Raw genomic sequence first — 20,430 nt, 5'->3', positions numbered from 1 at the left:
TGCTATGAGTCAGTGTTTGAGAAGAAGGAGACAGGATGGTTAAATTATCAAGGCGTGTTTTAGAGATGGAAGAATCAGTTACGTTGGCTGCCAGTGCACGGGCCAAAGAACTGAAAGCACAGGGACGGGATATTTTGGAGCTCTCTGTGGGGCAGCCGGACTTTATAACGCCTAAGCATATTCAGGATGCAGCTATTAAGTCTATCCAAGACGGCAGCGCTTCATTTTATACGGTTGCCTCAGGCCTGCCTGAGCTAAAAGATGCCGTCAGCCGCTACTTTGAAAAATTTTACGGCTATTCTGTAGAGCGCAGTCAGGTCGTTGCCGGAACCGGTGCTAAATTTATGCTTTATGCGCTCTTTGCCGCCCTTATTGACTCAGGGGATGAGGTCATCATTCCGACGCCTTTTTGGGTGTCTTATGCTGATCAGATTAAGATGAATGAAGGGGTTCCGGTTTTTGTCAAAACCAGTGAAGCCAATCACTTTAAAGCCAGTCTGGATCAGCTGGAAGCAGCAAGGACAGATAAGACTAAGATGCTTCTGCTCAACAGCCCTTCCAATCCGACAGGAATGATCTACAGCAAAGAAGAGCTGGAAGCTATCGGCAACTGGGCTGTAGAACATGATATTTTAATTTTGGCTGATGACATATATGGCCGCTTGGTTTACAACGGTGCTGAATTTATTCCAATTTCAAGTTTGTCAGAAACGATTCGTAAGCAGACGATTGTTGTCAATGGCGTTTCCAAAACTTATTCAATGACCGGCTGGCGCGTCGGCTATATTGTTGCAGATTCTGAAATTGTTGCAGCCATTTCAAAAATTGTCAGCCAGACAACATCTAATTTGACAACTGCGGCTCAGTATGCGGCTATTGAAGCTCTGACCGGCGATCAGGACAGTGTTGAAGAAATGCGTCAGGCCTTTGAGGAACGTCTCAATACGATCTATCCGCTGCTGGCAGAAGTTCCCGGTTTTGAGTTAGTGAAGCCGCAGGGAGCATTTTACTTCTTTCCAAATGTTAAAAAAGCCATGGAAATGAAAGGCTATACAGATGTGACTGCCTTTACAACGGCTATTTTGGAAGAAGTCGGTGTTGCTTTGGTGACGGGGGCAGGCTTTGGAGCTCCTGAAAATGTCCGCATGAGCTATGCGACTGACATGGATACCTTAAAAGAAGCAGTCCGCCGTCTCAAGGTCTTTATGGAGAACTAAGCCATGGCTAAAATACTTCGTCGTTATGCCATCCCGGCCATTCTGCTTATAATCATCATAGGTCTCAGCTGGGTCCTTTTTCAAACCAAAAGGGAGCTCACGACCGTTAAAAATAAGGCCATGCACCTTGCCTTTGACCGAGGGGACATTCAGATTCAAAAGTCTGATGATACCTTTAAGCTGACTTTTGTCTCCAATGGCTCGACCGGCTATGGCTGGAAAGTCAGTGATGTTTCAGAAAAGCTGGATTTAGATGATATAACCACTGAAGATTTGTCGCCGTTTTACGGAGCTGATTATCAATTGTGGGCAGGACGCTCAGACCTTGCCTATCTTAAAGGGAAAGTGCTGGCAAGTGGCCGCCACCAGTTTAAACTGTCTTATAAACGTCCATGGGAAAAAACGTCTCTGGATAGACACTATCTTGTGACTGTCGAAAGTCGAACAAGGCACTATGGCAAGACTTCCTCAGAACCTGTCATCAGCTTCATCTCCATCAAAGAAATCATAAGCAAATAAGAAAGTAGAAAAGAGAACCACTAAACATGTCTAAAGACTTAGTATCCATTATCGATGTTCCAAAACACGTTGGCGAAGAGGTAACCATAGGCAGCTGGGTTGCCAACAAGTCAGGCAAGGGTAAAATTGCCTTTCTTCAGCTGCGTGACGGCTCCGCTTTTTTTCAGGGCGTGGCTTTTAAACCAAACTTTATCGAAAAATTCGGTGAAGAAGAAGGAACCGAAAAATTCAATACTATCAAGCACCTCAACCAAGAAACAGCTGTCTTGGTAACAGGTGTTGTCAAGGAAGATGAACGGTCAAAATTCGGCTATGAGCTTGATGTCACAGGTGTTGAAGTCGTTGGCGAATCAGAAAATTATCCTATCACGCCTAAAGAACACGGAACAGACTTTTTGATGGATCACCGCCATCTCTGGCTGCGTTCGCGCAAGCAGATGGCCATCATGCAGATTCGTAATGCAGTTATCTATGCTTCTTATGAATTTTTTGATCAAAACGGCTTTATCAAATTTGACAGTCCGATCTTATCAGGCAATGCAGCTGAAAACACGACCGATCTTTTTGAAACAGACTACTTTGGTGAGCCGGCCTTTCTCAGCCAGTCCGGCCAGCTCTATCTGGAAGCAGGTGCTATGGCGCTTGGACGGGTCTTTGACTTCGGACCGGTATTCCGTGCTGAAAAATCAAAAACCCGCCGCCATCTGACAGAATTTTGGATGATGGATGCGGAATACCCGTTCATGTCACATGAACAGTCCCTTGATTTGCAGGAAGCCTATGTCAAGGCTCTTATTCAGGGTGTTCTCGATCGGGCACCGCAGGCTCTTGACATTTTAGAGCGTGATGCTGATTTACTCAGAAAATACATTGCTGAACCGTTTAAGCGTGTCTCTTATGATGATGCCATCACACTTCTTCAGGAGCATGAAGGCGATGAGGACGCTGATTATGAACATGTTGAGCACGGCGATGATTTTGGCTCACCCCACGAAACATGGATTTCCAACTACTTTGGCCTGCCGACTTTTGTCGTCAATTATCCGGCCAGCTTAAAAGCCTTTTACATGAAACCGGTGCCGGGCAATCCGGATCGTGTGCTTTGTGCCGACTTGCTTGCGCCGGAAGGCTACGGTGAAATTATTGGCGGTTCTGAACGTGAAACGGATTATAACACCCTACTTGAGAAGATCAAGGAAAACGGACTTAATCCGGATGATTATGCTTTTTATCTTGACCTGCGCAAGTACGGGTCTGTCCCGCACTGTGGATTTGGTCTTGGTTTAGAGCGCATGGTAACTTTTGTAGCAGGTACCAAACACATCCGTGAAGCCATTCCTTTCCCGCGGATGCTGCATCGGATTGAACCGTAAATTATCTTAATTTGGCGCTTGCTTCTGATGGCAGCCAGTCCCACAGCTGGGACTGGTTTTTTTAATAAAGTCTTTATTTTAATTTTCTGAATATTTTGCTATAATAGAAAGCATCAGGCAGTTATAAGAGGTGGTTTTCAAGCTGTTTGAAGACCATTTTTTGTCTTTCTGCCTCATTAATAGATTGTCACCGCCTAGAAAAAGACGATGGCCACTTGTTTCATAGGAGGAACTGTAATGACAACTACTGTAATGGCAAACTATAGCTATGGCGAAGACTGCTACCAAGAAATTCCTGAGGTCTTAAAACCCTACCATATTAAAAGTGTGGTCTTAATTGGAGGGAAAAGAGCCTTGGCCAGCAGCGAAGATGAGGTTCGTGCTATTTTGGTACAGGCAGGTATTGACGTGACGGGCAGCTTTGTTTACGGCGTTGATTCGACCCAAACAAACATTGATAAACTGGCAGCCAATCCTGATGTGCAGCGGGCGGATGCTATTTTTGGTTTTGGCGGCGGAAAAGCACTGGATACCGCTAAAATGGTTGCTAAAGAACTGGATAAACCGACCTTTACTTTCCCGACAATTTGTTCTAATTGTTCAGCCGGAACAGCAATAGCGGTCGTTTATAATGATGACCATTCCCTTTTAAAATATGGTTATCCTGACTCACCGCTCCATATTTTCATCAATACACGAGTCATTGCCCAAGCACCTGAAAAATACTTCTGGGCCGGTATTGGTGATGGTATTTCGAAAGCTCCTGAGGTAGAGCATGCTATCTCGGAAGCAAAGAAAAAAGGAGCAGCAGCCTTTCCTCATACCGCAACATTGGGTGAGGCTGTGGCTCTGTCTTCAAAGGATGCCTTTTACCGCTATGGTCCGCAAGGGCTGGAAGATGTTCGCAATAACAAGGCATCTCAGGCAGTTGAAGAAATCGCCCTTGATATTGTGGTATCAACCGGCTATGCTTCTAATTTAGTCAATCAGCCTGATTTTTACTACAATTCTTGTCATGCGCATGCTTTTTACAATGGAACAACTGCCATTAAGCGCGAAGGAGAATATCTCCATGGTATGGTTGTTTCCTACGGTGTGCTGGTCTTGCATGCTTATTTTGATGAGCAGGAAGAGCTGGAACGTGTAGCCAAGTTCAACAAGGAATTAGGGCTGCCGGTAACCCTGCAGGAACTGGGCTTGACTCAGGAAGATATTCCTAAGATTGTTGAAGTTGCTCTGACAACCAATGAATACCGCAACACGCCTTTTGATCCTGAAAAATTTGCGCAGGCCATCCGTACAGTCGATCAACTTGGTCAGCAATTATAAACCAGATAAAAGAAAGAAGGAAGAGCTATGAAAAAAATTCAGACAGATAAAGCACCTGCAGCTATCGGGCCTTATGTTCAGGGAAAAATTGCCGGTAACCTTTTGTTTGCCTCCGGTCAGATCGCCCTGTCGCCTCAAACAGGCGAAATTGTTGGCGAGACCATTCAGGAACAAACTCAGCAAGTGTTAAAGAATATCTCAGCTATCTTATCAGAAGCGGGCACGGACTTTGACCATGTTGTCAAAACGACTTGCTTTTTAGCCGACATCAAGGATTTCGTACCTTTCAACGAAGTCTATGCGACAGCTTTCGGTCAGGAATTCCCGGCGCGTTCCGCTGTTGAGGTTGCCCGTCTGCCCAAAGACGCTAAGATTGAAATTGAAGTGATTGCTTATATTGACTAAGTCAAAAAGCAGAAAAAAGCCCGAGCGACAGTAACGCTCGGGCTTTTGCTATGATAGTCAGCGAGTTTCTAGGCTTTTTGCATTTTTTTGGCGGTCGTCATCATAAGACGAATACGGTTGAGCTGATTGACTTCTGAGGAGCCCGGATCATAGTCAATCGGAGCAATGTTTGCTCCCTTATATTGGCGGCGCAGCTCCTTGATCATACCTTTACCAACAATGTGATTTGGCAGACAGCCGAACGGCTGCAGGCAGACAATGTTTTTGACATTGTTGTTGAGGAGTTCGATCATCTCACCTGTCAAAAACCAGCCTTCACCGGTATGATTGCCAATGGAAATAATTTTAGACGCACCGTCAGCAATGTCATAAATAGATTCGATGCCTTCAAAGCGCTGCGATTTTTCAAGGGCCTTATTCATCGGTTTTTCAAGGAGATTGATGGCATCAATGCCCAGTTTAGCCAGACGCTTGGTCTTTTGGCTCATATTGAGTTCATCGGCCTTCCAGATTTGATTGAAAAGGGAATAGTTCATAAAGCCAATCAGATCAGGAACGACAGCCTCACCGCCTTCTCTTTCGATAATACCGACAATATCATTATTAGCAGTAGGTGCGTATTTAACTAGAATTTCGCCAACCACACCAACACGGGGTTTTTTGTCAAAATCAACCGTTTCAAGCTGATCAAATTCCTTGATGATCCGTTTCATGTTGCGGTTGAATTCGAAGTAAGAACCGGATTTGATATTTTTCTTGGCGGTGCTCAGCCATTTATCATAGAGGGCGTTGGCCGTGCCGGGGACTTTTTCGTAAGGACGGACACGGTAGAGAACACGTTCGAAAAGATCGCCATAGAGCACGGCAATGAGGAGCCGTTTGACAAAAGAAAGCGTAATATTCCAGCCCGGGGTTTCTTCTGTCCCCTGATTGCCCATGGAAATCGAAACAACCGGAATTTGCGGGAAGCCTGCATCTTTTAAAGCCTTGCGCAGGAGCGGGATATAGTTGGTTGCCCGGCAGCCGCCGCCTGTCTGAGTCATCATGACACTGGTGTTGTTGAGGTCGTATTTGCCGCTTTCTAAGGCTTCAACCAGCTGGCCGATAGTGATGATAGCAGGATAGCAGGCATCATTGTGGACAAATTTGAGACCAACATCAACAGCTTTTCGGTCCATGGCGGGCAGAATAACAACATTGTAACCGGCTTGCTTGAAGGCTTCTTCGATCAGCCCGTTTTGGTGAATGGGAGACAGCATGGGCATGAGCAGCGTATGCGTTTTCTTCATTTCTTTAGTGAAGACAGGCTCATTGACCGAGGCATCCTCTTCCTCATCTCTTTCGGTTTTACTGATAAATTGCGGCGCTTGACTGAAGATGTGATTTAAGTTGGCTTTTTTGAGCTTATTATCACGTTCTTCGACAGCGGCCTTGAGAGACCGCAGGCGGATGCGGATAGCTCCCATATTGCTGCCTTCATCAATTTTAAGGACGGTATAGAGCTTATTGTGGCCGCGCATGATTTCTTCAACTTGGTCAGTCGTTACGGCATCAAGACCGCAGCCGAAACTGTTTAATTGAACCAATTCCAGATTGGGATTTTTAGCGACGACTTTGGCCGCTGCATAGAGACGGGAATGGTAGACCCATTGATTGACAACACGCAAACCAGAGACTTCTTCTAAGCCTGACACCATGTCTTCTGTCAAAACATGAAAACCTTCCTGAACGATGATATTAGCAATGCCGTGATTAATTTCCGGGTCAAGATGATAAGGACGGCCGGAAAGAACGATTGCCTTTTCGCCCTTCATGCTGATAGCTGTCAGCAGCTCATCAGCCTTGGCCTGCAAATCAGCCTTGAAATCAGCCAAAGCTTGGTAGCCATGTTCAACAGCCTTACGAATTTTTTCGGCTGTTATGTCATCGTAGTCCGCAAAGGCTTGTTTCAGAGAGTGAACAAGGGTTTCCGGGTCAGCTAAATTGACGAATGGGTGATAAAATTTAACTTGGCCGTCACGAATGGGATCCATATTTTTTTCAATCACTTCCGGATAACCTTGGACGATAGGACAGTTGTAATGGTTGGGTGCCTTACTGTTTTCCATGCGTTCATAGATAACGCTTGGGTAAAAAATGGCATCAACCTTTTTGTCAATCAGGGCTTGGATATGGCCGTGCACCATCTTGGCAGGGTAGCAGACTGTGTCGCTCGGAATCGTTTCGATTCCTTTTTCAAAAAGTTTCTTGTCAGATTTTGGTGAGATCTGTACGCGAAAACCAAGGTCAGTCAGTATTGTATGCCAGAGAGGATAATTTTCATACATATTGAGCACCCGCGGAATGCCTATCACACCGTGAACGGCATCGCGTTTTGACAGCGCTTTAAACTTAAAGAGTTTTTTGTATTTGTAATCAACCAGATTTTCTTTTTGCCGGCTGCGGTCAAATTTAATCTTAGTAACCTTTTCAGCCCCGCGTTCGCAGCGATTGCCGGTAACAAATTTTGAACCGTCGCTGAAAATAGTGACAGTCAGGGCGCAGTTGTTTTCACACAGACCGCAGCGTGTGAATTCTTTTTCAGCAGTAAACGTATCTAATTCGTCCAGATTCATGATGCTTGAACGTTTGCGTTGAGTCAGTTGTTCAGACATAGCATTCTCCTTTAGGCCATAGCCATTTCCGGCCGGTCAGCAGTTTGATCTGTTTGTCCTTGATGTTCCAAGGCAAGCTCGTCTTCGTATTTTTCCTGAGCAATGAGTGCACAGCCATAAGCACCCATAAGCCCGGCGATATTGGGACGAACGACTTGGCGGCCTGATACCAGTTCAAAGGCGCGAAGGACTGCCTCATTGTAAAAGGTGCCGCCCTGGCAGACAATTTTTTCGCCTAAATCTTCAGGGCGCTTGAGTTTGATAACCTTATAGAGGGCATTTTTAATGACTGAGTAAGAAAGTCCGGCAGAAATATCAGCAACGGTGGCACCTTCTTTTTGAACTTGCTTGACTTTTGAATTCATAAAAACGGTACATTTTGATCCCAGATCAACAGGATGTTCAGCCAACAGAGCAGCCTGAGCGAAATCTCTGACATCGTATTTAAGCGATTTGGCGAAGGTTTCAATGAAAGAACCGCAGCCCGACGAACAAGCTTCGTTGAGCTGGATGCTCGACAGAGCGCCGTCTTGGACAGACATGGCTTTCATGTCTTGACCGCCGATATCTAAAATAAAGTCAACACCGGGATTGAAATAATTGGCGGCCTTGAAGTGGGCGACCGTTTCAACCTCACCGTAATCCACACGCAGAGCGGCTTTGATTAGGTTTTCGCCGTAGCCGGTCACGCAGGAGCGGGCAATAAAGGCTTCATCAGGCAATTGGCGGTACAATTTTTTCAGAACAGCAATGATATTTTCCAAGGGCTGGCCTTGGTTGTTGCTGTAGTGCTGGAAGAGAATGCTGCCGCTGGGATCCGTTAAGATGACTTTTGAAGTTGTCGAACCGGCATCTATCCCTAAGAAAACGGGACCAGAAACGCTTGCGATATCCCTGTACTGAGCGCTGGCTTCATCATGGCGCTCACGCCAGTCTTCCAGATTTGCTTGATTTTTAAAAAGACAGTCCAAGGTATTTTGAGGAACCAAGGATTGCGAGGTATTTTTTTCAAGATTGTCAATAATTTGTGTCAGGCTCAGCTGGGCCTGCTCTTCTTCAAGAGCTGCTCCCATGGCAACAAAGAGCTGTGGATTTTCTGGGAAAATCACATGTTCAGGGGCAATATTTAAAGTCTCGATGAAACGCTGACGCAGCTCACTCATAAAGAAAAGCGGACCGCCTAAAAAGGCTATGTTCCCTGTAATCTTACGGCCTGAAGCAAGACCTGCAATCGTTTGATTAACCACAGCTTGAAAAATAGAAGCGGCAATGTCTTCTTTGCGGGCGCCTTCGTTGATGAGAGGCTGCACATCGGTTTTAGCAAAGACTCCGCAGCGGCTGGCAATGGGATAGATGGTTTCATAATTCTTGGCAAGTTCATTAACCCCGTTGGCATCCGTCTTTAAAAGCTCTGCCATTTGGTCAATAAAGGCTCCGGTACCGCCCGCACAGGTCCCGTTCATTCGCTGTTCCAGGGTATCGCCAAAGAAGGTCATTTTGGCATCCTCACCGCCCAGCTCAATCACCACATCGGTTTCAGGAATCAGTTTTTCAACCGTCGTAGTGGCTGCAATAACTTCCTGCACAAAAGGAATATCAGCAGCATCGGACAGGCCGATACCTCCCGAACCGGTAATAGCAATACTGACTGTTTGGTCGCCAATATCAGCAACAGCTTCTCTCAGTACTTTGACAGTAGCAGTTTTGACATCTGAAAAATGGCGTTCATAGCGTGAAAAAATTAAATGATAGTCCTCATCAAACACAACTAGTTTAACGGTTGTTGATCCAACATCAATTCCTGCTTTATACATCATTAAGACAGCAGACAGACAAAAAATGGCAGAAAATGGAAATACGTCCAAATAGAAAGCATCTCACATTAACAGTTGCTTGGTTTTTCGCCCGTCTTGCTCCTTTCTCTTATTTTTAGGCGACAGGCTTGCTAGTCCTGCAACAATCTGTTGCTTAGTCAACAGCCTGTCTGTTATAATATTATTATAGAACTCAGCAAGACAAATTCAATCGTTGATTTTAAAAAAACTGTTGTTTAAACAACACATCCCCGACAAAGTGTTGCTTATCTTGCAAAGGATAAAGCTGACAGTACCCCAGCTGATTGTGACAATCTGGACTGATCAGAATACATTTTTAGTTTTAGCAGAAGAGAGTGCTCATGAAATTTACAGATATTCGTTACCTGCGGACAGAAAAACTGATTTTTGATGCTTTTACCAAGCTTTTGAGTGAAAAGCCTTATGAAAAAATTACGGTGCAGGACATTGCCGATGAAGCTATGATCAACCGTGCGACATTTTATGCCCACTATGCAGACAAGGATGAACTGCAGCAAGGCATTCACAGGCAGCTGCTGCAGCAGTTATCTGATATGATTGATGCGGCTCAGGTGACAAACGGTGATATTGTGCAGGTCAGAAGAGCAGAAAATTTATTGACAAATTTCTATCACAGCCTGGAAAAGAATCCCTCCATTGCCAAGATAGCTTTAAAGAGTATCTCGCAGGAAATCATGCAGGAAAATTTCGGCAAGCTCTTAAGAGAAAAGTATGCTGATTTGCTGGAAAAGCTGAATGTCACAGAATCCGGAGAATCAGTGCCTACGGATTTTATCGTTGCTTATCTGACCAGTATTTTTACAGGGACGCTTATGTGGTGGATAAAATCCAATTTTGATATGCCCTCAAAGGAATTAGCCCGCTTAGTCATTACCTTGGTCAGCAATGGGCATTTAACTGTTCTGGGGGTGACGATTAACCGTGATTAAAAACGGGCGCTGTGCTAAGCCCGATTTTTAGCGATCCGCTTCTTAAAAAAGTCCGCTGAAGCGGTTTTTTTGTTATAATAGAAGCAATAGAAAGAAGGCAGGGTATGACCAAGGGTGAACGGTTAGCAGATGCTATTGACCATAAAAGCTATCTCTTAGAGGAAGGGGTTTTTTTATCTGATTTGGATAAACGTCTGCAAAAACTCCTCTTGCAGCACCATCCGCAGCTGACTGAAAAAAGTTTTATCAGCCATAAGAATTTGGCGCAGTATCGCTTGATGTTTTTACAGGAAATTGTAAAAAAAGCTAATAAAAAGAACGACTATGTCCGAGAAACGGTCTATGAAGTAAGCAAAAACCAGGACTATAAACCATTGAATCTGCAGGAAGAGTGGGACAGCAAAATAACATTCGGCCAGAGGATAGCTGATGATGTTGCGCGCTTTGGCGGTTCATGGACCTTCATCATCTGTTTTGTTGCCCTGATGATTCTCTGGATGGCGTTTAATGTCATCAAACCCTTTGGCTTGGTCTTTGATGCCTATCCCTTTATTCTTTTGAATTTGGCTCTGTCTACCTTAGCGGCCATTCAGGCTCCCTTGATTATGATGAGTCAAAACCGTGCTTCGGACTATGACCGTCTGCAGGCTAAAAACGATTATAATGTTAACAAGAAATCTGAAGAGGGCGTAAGGCTGCTGCATGCTAAAATTGACCACTTGGTGCACCAAGACCAGTCAGATCTTTTGGAAATTCAGAAACTGCAGGCAGAAATGCTGGTTTCTATTACCAAACAGTTAGCAGATATGCAGGAGCAAAATCAGGCCCTGATTGAGAAAGTGGAAGAGCTAGAGAAAAGGAGCAGTGAAAATGTCTGACAAAAAAATTGATCTTGTCATTGTCACAGGCATGAGCGGTGCCGGGAAAACCGTTGCTATCCAGTCTTTTGAAGACTTAGGTTACTTTACGATTGATAATATGCCGCCGGCCCTAGTGCCTAAATTTTTGGAATTGGTTGAAAGCAGCGGTGAAAATGATAAGGTTGCCCTGGTCGTTGATATGCGCAGCCGTCTTTTTTTCAAGGAAGTCAGCTCTATTTTGGACAAGATAGAATTAAACGACTCCATTAATTTTCGGATTCTCTTTTTAGATGCTACTGACAGTGAGCTGGTGTCACGCTACAAAGAAACCCGCCGCAGCCATCCTTTGGCAACGACCGGGCGTGTCTTGGACGGTATTGCCCTTGAGCGAAAACTTCTGGCTCCTTTAAAAAATCTCAGTCAGAATGTTGTTGATACCACAGATTTAACACCGCGGCAGCTGCGCAAAACCATTTCAGATCAGTTTTCAGGTGAAAAAGACCAGGACAGCTTTCACCTGGAAGTTGTCAGTTTTGGGTTTAAATACGGTCTGCCTTTGGATGCCGACTTGGTATTTGATGTGCGCTTTTTGCCCAATCCATACTATAAACCTGAACTGCGCGACAAAACCGGGCTTGACAAAGATGTCTCAGACTATGTTATGGATCACGAGGAATCAGAAGAATTTTACCAACATCTTTTAGCGCTGTTAAAACCTATTCTGCCGGGCTATCAAAAGGAAGGGAAATCTGTTTTAACCATCGCTATCGGCTGCACAGGCGGCCAGCACCGCAGCGTGGCCTTTGCTCATCGTTTGGCGGAAGATCTGAAGCAAAATTGGACCGTTCATGAAAGCCATCGTGATAAGAATCGACGTAAGGAGACAGTGAATCGCTCATGAGAAAACCAAGAATAACCCTTATCGGCGGCGGTACAGGCCTGCCTGTCCTTTTAAGCAGTCTGCGTCATGAAGATGTGGATATTACAGCTATTGTCACGGTAGCAGATGATGGCGGCAGCTCAGGTGCTATTCGCCACGTCATGCAGATGACACCTCCCGGCGATCTTCGCAATGTTTTAGTAGCGATGAGCGATATGCCCAGATTTTACGAGAAGATTTTCCAGTACCGTTTTAATGCCGAGGACGGGGCGCTTGCCGGGCACCCGCTTGGCAATTTAATCATTGCCGGTATTTCAGAAATGCAAGGCTCTACTTACAATGCCATGCAGATTCTGTCAAAATTTTTCCACGTTACCGGTAAAATCTATCCTTCCAGTGAAAAAGCCCTGACACTTCACGCCGTCTTTCAAGACGGACAGGAAGTTGTCGGTGAAAGTCAGATTGCTAAACATAAGGGAATGATAGATCATGTTTATGTCACCAACAGCTATGATGATATAAAACCAGCGGCCAGCCGCAAGGTTGTTGATGCCATTATGGACAGTGACATGATTGTTTTAGGTCCGGGCTCACTCTTTACATCCATTTTGCCGAATTTAGTCATTGATGAGATCGGTCAGGCACTTTGTCAAACGAAGGCAGAGGTGGCTTATGTCTGTAACATCATGACACAGTACGGTGAGACAGAGCATTTTACTGATGCCGATCATGTGCGCGTGCTCAACCGCCATTTAGGGCAAAAATTTATTGATACCGTCTTGGTCAATGTTGAAAAGGTACCTAAGGAATATATGAATTCTAATAAATTTGACGAGTATCTGGTTCAAGTAGAACACGATTTTGCCGGTCTTAAAGAGCAGGTACCAAGAGTCGTCTCATCAAATTTCCTCTGTCTGGAAAATGGCGGAGCCTTTCACAATGGTGACAGTGTTGTTGCCGAATTGATGAGCCTGATTAGAATGAAGGAATTATGAGTTTTACGACATCTGTCAAAGAAGAAATTTTAAATTTGGAATCAGCTGACAAAAACGAATTGTCAGCTATTATTAAAATGTCAGGCAATCTGGGTTTGACGCATCAAGGCCTGACTTTGTCCATTATTACCGAAAATGCAAAAATTGCCCGTCATATCTATGCCCTGCTGGAGCAGTTTTACCAAATTGTCCCCGAGATCAAGTACCATCAAAAGACCAATCTGAGAAAAAACCGCGTCTACACCGTTTTTCTTGACTGCCATGTGGACAGCATCCTGTCAGATCTGCAGCTGTCAGACTCATTCTTTGGTATTGAGACGGGCATCCAGGGAAAAATCCTGTCGGATGATGATGCCGGACGTTCTTACTTGCGGGGGGCGTTTTTGTCTACCGGTTCTATTCGGGATCCGGAATCCGGCAAATATCAGCTGGAAATTTTCTCTGTTTACCTGGACCATGCGGAAGATTTAGCCCAACTGATGCAAAAATTCATGCTGGATGCCAAGGTCATTGAACACAAGCACGGTGCGGTTACTTACCTGCAAAAGGCTGAAGATATTATGGATTTTTTGATTATCATCGGCAGTATGGAAGCCATGCTGGCCTTTGAAAAAATCAAAATCATGCGAGAAACCAGAAATGATGTCAATCGGGCCAGCAATGCCGAAACAGCTAATATTGCCAGAACCATCAGTGCCAGCATGAAAACAATCAATAATATCATTAAAATCAGAGACAGCGTCGGTTTGGAAAGTCTGCCGGTAGAACTGCAGCAGATTGCTCAAATACGAGTCGCCAACCCAGATTTTTCCATCCAACAGATTGCTGACAGCTTAGATGCGCCGCTGACCAAGAGCGGCGTCAATCACAGGCTCAGAAAGATTAATAAATTAGCAGAAGAATTATAGTAAAGGAGAAAACAGTGACTTGTACAACGATCCTCGTCGGGAAAAAAGCCAGTTATGACGGCTCTACCATGATTGCCAGAACCGAAGATTCACAAAGCGGTGATTTTTGCCCTAAAAAGTTTGAAGTAATTAGTCCGCAAAAGCAGCCCAGACATTACCAGTCCGTTTTATCCTCATTTGCCATGGATCTGCCTGATGATCCCTTGTCTTATACCTCTGTTCCTAATGCATTAGATAAAGATGGAATTTGGGGAGAAGCAGGTATCAATGAGATGAATGTCGCCATGAGTGCAACTGAAACCATCACGACAAACAGCCGTGTCTTGGGAGCAGATCCCTTAGTTGCAGCAGGTATTGGGGAAGAAGACATGCTGACCTTGGTACTGCCTTATATTCGTTCAGCCCGTGAAGGTGTGGAGCGGCTGGGAAAATTGTTAGAAGAATACGGCACCTATGAATCAAACGGCATTGCTTTTTCAGATGCAGATGAAATTTGGTGGCTGGAAACCATTGGCGGCCACCACTGGATTGCGCGCCGTGTTCCGGATGATTCCTATGTGACCAATCCTAATCAGCTGGGAATTGACCATTTTGAATTTAATAATCCGGAGGATTATCTTTTTTCTAGTGATTTGAGAGACTTTATCGACGACAATCATCTGGATTTGACCTATTCCAATGAGCATTTTAATCCCCGCTATGCCTTTGGCAGCCAAAAAGATAAGGACAGGCATTACAATACGCCCCGTGCCTGGGCCATGCAGCGATTTTTGAATCCTGAAATTAAGCAGGATCCGCGCAGTTTCTTTATTCCCTGGTCGCAAAAGCCCTATCGCAAGATTACAGTTGAAGATATTAAATATGTCCTGAGCAATCACTACCAAGATACAGCCTTTGACCCTTACGGACCTGAAGGCGATCGCGTCAGCCGGACAGCTTTTCGAACCATTGGCATTAATCGTACCAGTCAGACTGCTTTACTGCAGATAAGGCCCGATAAGCCTCAGCCGACTCAAGGAATCCAATGGCTTTCTTACGGTTCCATGCCTTTTAATACCATGGTTCCTTTCTTTACGCAGATTGCAAAAACGCCAACTTATTTTGCCAATACCAGCGATAAGGTCTCTGCCGATAATTTTTATTGGGCCAACCGGTTGATTGCTGCCCTTGCTGATCCTCATTACCATAAGCACGAGTCGGATCTGGAAGCCTATGCTGAGAAGACCATGGCCAAAGGCCATGCCATGATCGGCCGTGTTGACAGAGCTTTGAAAACAGGGGAAGCCGTTGATTTAGAAGCAGAAAATCAAGCGATGAGTGATTTTATTGAGACTGAAACCCAGCTTCTTCTTCAAAAAATTCTTTTTGATGCCAGCAATCTGATGACCAACCGTTACGGTGTCAGCGACTGATGGTAAAATGAGCAGGGAAACTCCAAATAAGTGCCCTGCTTTTTGTTTTTTTTCATGATTTTCACTGTTGGTAAAAAATAATAATTTTAAAGCTTGCAAAATTTTTAAAATATGATATACTTAACCAGTAAATAATTAACTGGTTAACAAAAGGAGATTCACATGAAGAAAAAACCGCTTATCATCGTTTCACTTCTCGTTGCTATCATGGTAGCTTCTGTCGCATTTTTAATAGGACAGGAAAAGAGCAGGAAAACCGATGGCAAAATAGATGTTGTTACAACCTTTTATCCCATGTATGAATTTACAAAAAATATCGTCGGCAATCAAGGGCAGGTCTCTCTTTTGATTAAAGCGGGAACAGAGGTCCATGATTTTGAACCCTCAACTAGAGATATTAGCAAAGTTCAGGATGCTGACGCCTTTGTCTATGACTCAGACAGCATGGAATCTTGGGTTAAGTCGGTTAAAAAATCTGTTAATACTGAGAAAGTACCCTTTATCGAGGCGACTGCTAATATGATTTTAGCACCGGGAACAGAAGAAGGAGACCATGAACACGGTCATGAAGGTCACCATCACGCTTATGATCCCCACGTTTGGCTGTCACCTAAACGGACCGTTGACTTGGTAGAAAATATCCGTGATGACCTCGCAAAGGAATTTCCTGATAAGGCCAAGATTTTTAAGAAAAATGCTGCCGCTTATATCAAAAAAGTAAAGGCTTTGGATAAAGAGTACAGTGACACTCTTAGCAAGGCGCAGCAAAAATCTTTTGTAACACAGCACGCTGCATTTGGTTATTTAGCTCTTGACTATAATCTGACACAAATTCCCATCACCGGTCTGACAGCAGAATCTGAACCGTCAGCCAAGCGTTTGGTTGATTTGTCCAAATATGTCAAAAAATATGGGATTGATTATATTTATTTCGAAGAAAATGCATCCTCAGCCGTTTCTAAGACCTTAGCCGATGAAGCTGGAGTAAAAACGGCTGTACTGAGCCCTCTTGAAAGCCTGACGAAAAAGCAGATGGATGCTGGCGAAGATTATTTTTCTGTCATGCGCCGCAATTTAAAAGCACTCCAAAAGACAACAGATACAGCCGGCAAAATTATTAAGCCGGAAACAGATGACAGCAAGACTGTCGCTGATGGTTACTTTAAGGATAAGGATGTGACAGATCGAAAGCTTTCTGATTGGACGGGCAAGTGGCAGTCTGTTTATCCTTATCTAAAAGACGGCAGCTTGGACAGTGTCTGGGATTATAAGGCCAAGTCTAAAAAGGATATGACTGCCCAGGAATACAAGGAGTACTATACTAAAGGCTATAAAACGGACGTTGACAAAATTGTTATTGACGGTAAGGCAAATACAGTTGCTTTTACGCAAAAAGGCAAGGAATACAAGTACACCTATAAGTATGTCGGCTGCAAGATTCTCAGCTATGCAAAAGGCAATCGGGGTGTTCGCTATCTCTTTGAAACCAAAGCAAAAAATGCCGGTTCCTTTAAATATATCCAGTTCAGTGACCACGGCATCAAACCTCAAAAGGCAGAGCATTTCCACCTTTTCTGGGGAAATGACAGTCAAGAACAACTCCTGAAAGAAATGGAAAACTGGCCAACCTACTATCCAAGTAAGCTAAACGGCTGGGAAATCGCTCAGGAAATTGTGGCTCACTAAAGACAGTTTGAAAAACAAAGCATCAGATGTTCTTAAGATCAGCTGGTGCTTTTTTGTGAGCCGCCCGGAAATAATAACTCTTGATTGCTGTTTAAACGAGTAAAGGTTTGCAAATCATCCTGCTATTTCTTATAATAACAGTAATCAGAAAGGAGTCTTTATGAAAGCAGCAGTTGTTTATAAAGCTGGCGGTCCGGATGCTTTTGTCATCGAGGAAAGACCGCTTCCCGAAGTCAAAGAAGGATGGAGTCTTATCAAGGTTTTAGGCTTTGGTATCAACCATTCGGAAATTTTTACAAGGCAGGGGCTGTCTCCCAGTGTCAGCTTTCCCAGAGTTTTAGGCATTGAATGTATCGGAGAGGTTGTCAAAACCAGCTCTCCTCATCTGAAGACCGGTCAGCAGATCATTTCTATCATGGGGGAGATGGGACGTGATTTTGATGGTTCCTATGCCGAGTATACCCTTTTGCCCGATGAGCAGATTTATCCTGTTAAAACGGATTTGCCCTTAGAAAAATTAGCTGCCCTGCCTGAAACCTACTACACTGCCTACGGTGCTTTTAAAAACTTGCAGATTAAGGCAGGAGATGTAACTCTGATACGGGGAGCATCATCTGGTGTCGGCTTAGCCATGCTTGGTCTGATTAAGGCACAGTTTCCGCAAAATAAGGTTTTTGGCAGCAGCCGTCATTTAGAAAAAGAAGATATTCTGTTAAAGTTAGGCTATGATGGAATTATTCTGGATGAAAACAATATCTTGCAGACGGATTTGACCTTTGATAAAATTTTAGAATTAGTTGGCCCCACCTCCGTTAAAGATTCCTTTGATCATATTAAAGAGCAGGGAATTGTCTGTTCCAACGGTCAGCTGGGCGGCCGCTGGTATTTGGAGGACTTTGATCCCATTATGGAATTAAAGCATAATAGTTATCTGACAAGTTTTTATTCCGGTGATGTTGATCGAGAAAGGCTGCAGGAAATGCTGGATTATGTGGCTGACTTCCAAGTTCCTATTCGTGTTGAAAAAGTTTTCAAACTAGAAGAAATCAGCAAGGCTCATGCTTATATCGAAAGCACAGCGGGTTTTGGCAAAGTTGTTGTTTTAAATTAAGAGCTTTAGGCTTGAAAAAAGGCAGCTCAGGTTTTGTTCCTGCAGTTTATGACACTGACGAGAGACTGGCTGCAAAAGAAAGGGAAGAAGATGGCTTATATTGAAAAACTTGAACGTGGTAAGGTGTTAGATTTAAAGAAAGAAGTTCCGGTTGAAGAGGAGCAGATACTCAGTAAAACATTGGTACAAAGAGAAGATCTGGGGATGACGCTTTTCTCACTGGACAAGGATCAGGAAATCAGCCGCCATACATCGCCGGGTGATGCCATGGTTAACGTTTTAAGCGGTTTGGCAGAAATCACTATCGGCAGCGATGTTTTTGAAGCAGCGGCCGGACAGACCATCATCATGCCGGCAGATATTCCGCACAGCCTCTATGCCAAGGAAGCTTTCCAAATGCTCTTAGTTGTTGTCAAACCTGAGGTGAATCATGATTGATAATCTTTCTAATCTTATCAAATACCATGACGGTCAAATTGCCAGCCGGTCCTTAAGCAGAAAATTGGCTGTTGATAGACCCATAACACTCTATGCCATGGCTGCAGGCGAGTCCGTCAGCAACGAGTCCGGCACTCTGACCAAGCTGATTCAGGTTTTGGAGGGCAGCCTTCAGGTTGAAACAGCAGGTGAAAAATACCGGCTTGATGCCCAAGGAATGCTGAGTATTGCTGCTGGTCAGGTTCATAATCTCTATGCGCTTGAAAACAGTAAAATCCTGCAGATCGAACTATGACAGAGGCCATTAAAAAGCATGATTAAAAGAGAATCCTTGCAGCAAGCAAGGGATCAAAAAAATCCTCTCGGAATTCCGAAAGGATTTTTTAGTCATACTGCAATAGTGCAAATAGATTTGTTTATTTGAGACCGTATTTTTTGTTGAAACGATCGACACGTCCGTCTGCCTGAGTGAATTTTTGACGTCCGGTGTAGAAGGGATGTGAGTCAGATGAAATTTCCACACGAATAAGCGGATAAGTTTCACCTTCAAACTCAACAGTTTCGTTTGAAGTCTTAGTTGAACCACTAAGGAACTGATAACCAGTTGACGTATCCATAAAGACAACCGGATGGTATTCAGGATGAATATCTTTTCTCATTTTAAAAAATTTCCTTTCTGCCATAGCCCACTTTGAGCCATAGTTAATCTAACTTCTCTAGTTTATCAGATAAAGCATGATTTGACAAGACTTTTATCCATTTTTTTGCATGAAAATAGAATGTGGCAGCACGGCGTTAGTCTTTTGCTGCTCATTGTAAGACACCTGCCGGCAGACATCCGCTCACACACTTTTTCATCGCCCTTGCTGATTTAAGGCAAATAATAGATTTATTTTGAAGTTTTAAGGAGGTCTTGCAGTTCCTGATAGATTTGATCATTTTCTGCTGTGCTGTAAGAATTAGCACCGCTTGCTAAGGGATGCCCGCCTCCGGCATGTCTCTTGGCAACTTCGTTGATAACAGCGGATTTACTGCGAAGTCTGACACGGTAATGCCCGTCCGGCTGCTCAACAAAGATAGCCCAGACCTGAACAGTTTCGATTTTCCCCGGAGCAGAGACAATGGCTGATGTTTCCGCATCTGTCAGCTTAAAGGCCTTGAGCAGATCCTGACTTAAAACAATGCGGGCTGCGCCCTGCTCATCGATGTCAAGATTTTCAAAAACATAGGCCAAAAGCCTTGCAATCTTGTAAGGGAAGGAATCCATCTGCCGTGCCAAAGCCGCAAAATCAAAGTCGTATTGAAGCAGATGGCTTGCAATCTTTAATGTTTTTGATGTGGTTGCAGGGTAGAGGAAACGTCCTGTGTCACCGACAATGCCGGCATAGAGGAGGCGTGCTGCCTGAGCCGTCAGCTCCAGCTGATTTTGCAGAGCGAAGTCAGTGATAATCTCGCTGGCGCTGGAGGCTTTTGTATCAACATAGGACAAATCACCATAAAAGTCTTCATCCGGGTGATGGTCAATTTTTATTAAAAAGTCGCCTGTTGAATAGCGGCTGTCATCAATCCGGGGGCGGTTAGCGGTGTCAGCCACAATAACAAGCGCACCTTTGTAATCATCATCGGTGACCTCGTCCATTCGGGCCAGCCAATCCAGAGTAGGCTCATCATAGCCGGTCACTTTAACAGTTTTTTGAGGAAAATTCGTCTGAATAATTTCTTTTAAGCCGACCTGGCTACCCAGTGCATCGGGATCTGGTTTCATGTGCCGGTGAATGATAATTGTCTGGTATGCTTTAATCTTATCTAAAATATCTTTAAAAGTAGTCATAGATGCCCCTGTTCATTTTTTTCCATT

19 protein-coding genes are annotated in these 20,430 nt (G+C 44.3%); 15 read left to right on the top strand and 4 right to left on the bottom strand.

The genetic code is table 11. The features are described 5' to 3' along the window. The first annotated feature begins 35 nt into the window (after window positions 1–35). The 5 genes from AC4HAN_RS01940 (at window position 36) to AC4HAN_RS01920 (ending at window position 4,843) form a co-directional block, all read left to right on the top strand. The gene (locus tag AC4HAN_RS01940) at window positions 36–1,217 is read left to right on the top strand and encodes a pyridoxal phosphate-dependent aminotransferase (protein WP_491090857.1); all 1,182 of its coding nucleotides are present in this window, start codon (window positions 36–38) and stop codon (window positions 1,215–1,217) included. Window positions 1,218–1,220: 3 nt separating this feature from the next. Continuing rightward, entirely contained in the window at window positions 1,221–1,736 is a 516-nt protein-coding gene (locus AC4HAN_RS01935) for a protease inhibitor I42 family protein (RefSeq protein WP_491090856.1), read from the top strand. A gap of 26 nt (window positions 1,737–1,762) precedes the next feature. Then, complete coding sequence (asnS, locus tag AC4HAN_RS01930) at window positions 1,763–3,109, top strand: asparagine--tRNA ligase (protein ID WP_491090855.1); 1,347 nt, start codon at window positions 1,763–1,765, stop codon at window positions 3,107–3,109. Between the two features lie 237 nt (window positions 3,110–3,346). Continuing rightward, window positions 3,347–4,438, top strand: a complete 1,092-nt coding sequence (locus AC4HAN_RS01925; protein WP_491090853.1) for an iron-containing alcohol dehydrogenase family protein — start codon at window positions 3,347–3,349, stop codon at window positions 4,436–4,438. A 27-nt stretch (window positions 4,439–4,465) separates the two neighbouring features. Beyond that, complete coding sequence (locus AC4HAN_RS01920; protein WP_491090851.1) at window positions 4,466–4,843, top strand: RidA family protein; 378 nt, start codon at window positions 4,466–4,468, stop codon at window positions 4,841–4,843. Window positions 4,844–4,911: 68 nt separating this feature from the next. On the opposite strand, the gene AC4HAN_RS01915 is transcribed toward AC4HAN_RS01920, so the two are convergent. Then, on the bottom strand, window positions 4,912–7,497 hold the full coding sequence (locus tag AC4HAN_RS01915; RefSeq protein ID WP_491090849.1) for an acyl-CoA dehydratase activase-related protein: 2,586 nt from the start codon (window positions 7,495–7,497) through the stop codon (window positions 4,912–4,914). Between the two features lie 11 nt (window positions 7,498–7,508). Next, the gene (locus AC4HAN_RS01910) at window positions 7,509–9,311 is read right to left on the bottom strand and encodes an acyl-CoA dehydratase activase (protein ID WP_491091118.1); all 1,803 of its coding nucleotides are present in this window, start codon (window positions 9,309–9,311) and stop codon (window positions 7,509–7,511) included. Between the two features lie 362 nt (window positions 9,312–9,673). Between AC4HAN_RS01910 and AC4HAN_RS01905 the strand changes: the two genes are divergently transcribed. From AC4HAN_RS01905 to AC4HAN_RS01860, 10 genes are all read left to right on the top strand, one after another. Then, the gene (locus tag AC4HAN_RS01905) at window positions 9,674–10,282 is read left to right on the top strand and encodes a TetR/AcrR family transcriptional regulator (RefSeq protein WP_491090848.1); all 609 of its coding nucleotides are present in this window, start codon (window positions 9,674–9,676) and stop codon (window positions 10,280–10,282) included. 104 nt (window positions 10,283–10,386) lie between these two features. Continuing rightward, window positions 10,387–11,160, top strand: coding sequence for a DUF1003 domain-containing protein (locus AC4HAN_RS01900; protein ID WP_491090846.1), 774 nt, complete (start codon window positions 10,387–10,389; stop codon window positions 11,158–11,160). Beyond that, a complete protein-coding gene (gene rapZ / locus AC4HAN_RS01895) occupies window positions 11,153–12,043 on the top strand; it encodes an RNase adapter RapZ (RefSeq protein ID WP_491090844.1) in 891 nt (296 codons plus the stop codon). The genes AC4HAN_RS01900 and rapZ overlap by 8 nt, the downstream gene beginning before the upstream one ends. Beyond that, the gene (locus AC4HAN_RS01890; protein ID WP_491090842.1) at window positions 12,040–13,017 is read left to right on the top strand and encodes a YvcK family protein; all 978 of its coding nucleotides are present in this window, start codon (window positions 12,040–12,042) and stop codon (window positions 13,015–13,017) included. The genes rapZ and AC4HAN_RS01890 overlap by 4 nt, the downstream gene beginning before the upstream one ends. Further along, window positions 13,014–13,925 (top strand): DNA-binding protein WhiA, encoded by a 912-nt coding sequence (gene whiA / locus AC4HAN_RS01885; RefSeq protein ID WP_491090841.1) that lies wholly within the window; start codon window positions 13,014–13,016, stop codon window positions 13,923–13,925. The genes AC4HAN_RS01890 and whiA overlap by 4 nt, the downstream gene beginning before the upstream one ends. Window positions 13,926–13,939: 14 nt before the next feature. Then, window positions 13,940–15,337, top strand: a complete 1,398-nt coding sequence (locus AC4HAN_RS01880; protein WP_491090839.1) for a C69 family dipeptidase — start codon at window positions 13,940–13,942, stop codon at window positions 15,335–15,337. A 162-nt stretch (window positions 15,338–15,499) separates the two neighbouring features. Continuing rightward, entirely contained in the window at window positions 15,500–17,023 is a 1,524-nt protein-coding gene (locus AC4HAN_RS01875; RefSeq protein WP_491090837.1) for a metal ABC transporter solute-binding protein, Zn/Mn family, read from the top strand. 160 nt (window positions 17,024–17,183) lie between these two features. Beyond that, window positions 17,184–18,134: a zinc-binding dehydrogenase gene (locus tag AC4HAN_RS01870; protein ID WP_491090836.1), complete on the top strand. Its 951-nt coding sequence runs from the start codon at window positions 17,184–17,186 to the stop codon at window positions 18,132–18,134. 90 nt (window positions 18,135–18,224) lie between these two features. Continuing rightward, complete coding sequence (locus AC4HAN_RS01865) at window positions 18,225–18,572, top strand: cupin domain-containing protein (protein WP_491090834.1); 348 nt, start codon at window positions 18,225–18,227, stop codon at window positions 18,570–18,572. Beyond that, complete coding sequence (locus tag AC4HAN_RS01860; RefSeq protein WP_491090833.1) at window positions 18,565–18,867, top strand: cupin domain-containing protein; 303 nt, start codon at window positions 18,565–18,567, stop codon at window positions 18,865–18,867. Before AC4HAN_RS01865 ends, AC4HAN_RS01860 begins: the two co-directional genes overlap by 8 nt. 121 nt (window positions 18,868–18,988) lie before the next feature. On the opposite strand, the gene AC4HAN_RS01855 is transcribed toward AC4HAN_RS01860, so the two are convergent. Together AC4HAN_RS01855 and AC4HAN_RS01850 are read right to left on the bottom strand one after the other, a co-directional pair. Continuing rightward, window positions 18,989–19,231, bottom strand: coding sequence for a type B 50S ribosomal protein L31 (locus tag AC4HAN_RS01855; RefSeq protein WP_491090831.1), 243 nt, complete (start codon window positions 19,229–19,231; stop codon window positions 18,989–18,991). Between the two features lie 230 nt (window positions 19,232–19,461). Continuing rightward, window positions 19,462–20,403: a DHH family phosphoesterase gene (locus AC4HAN_RS01850; protein WP_491090830.1), complete on the bottom strand. Its 942-nt coding sequence runs from the start codon at window positions 20,401–20,403 to the stop codon at window positions 19,462–19,464. Window positions 20,404–20,430: the final 27 nt, after the last annotated feature.

The sequence above is a fragment of the Streptococcus sp. ELY_86 genome (genome assembly GCF_058314495.1).
The sequence above is the reverse complement of the archived record's forward strand: the minus strand, read 5'-3'. Positions and strand labels throughout refer to the sequence as shown.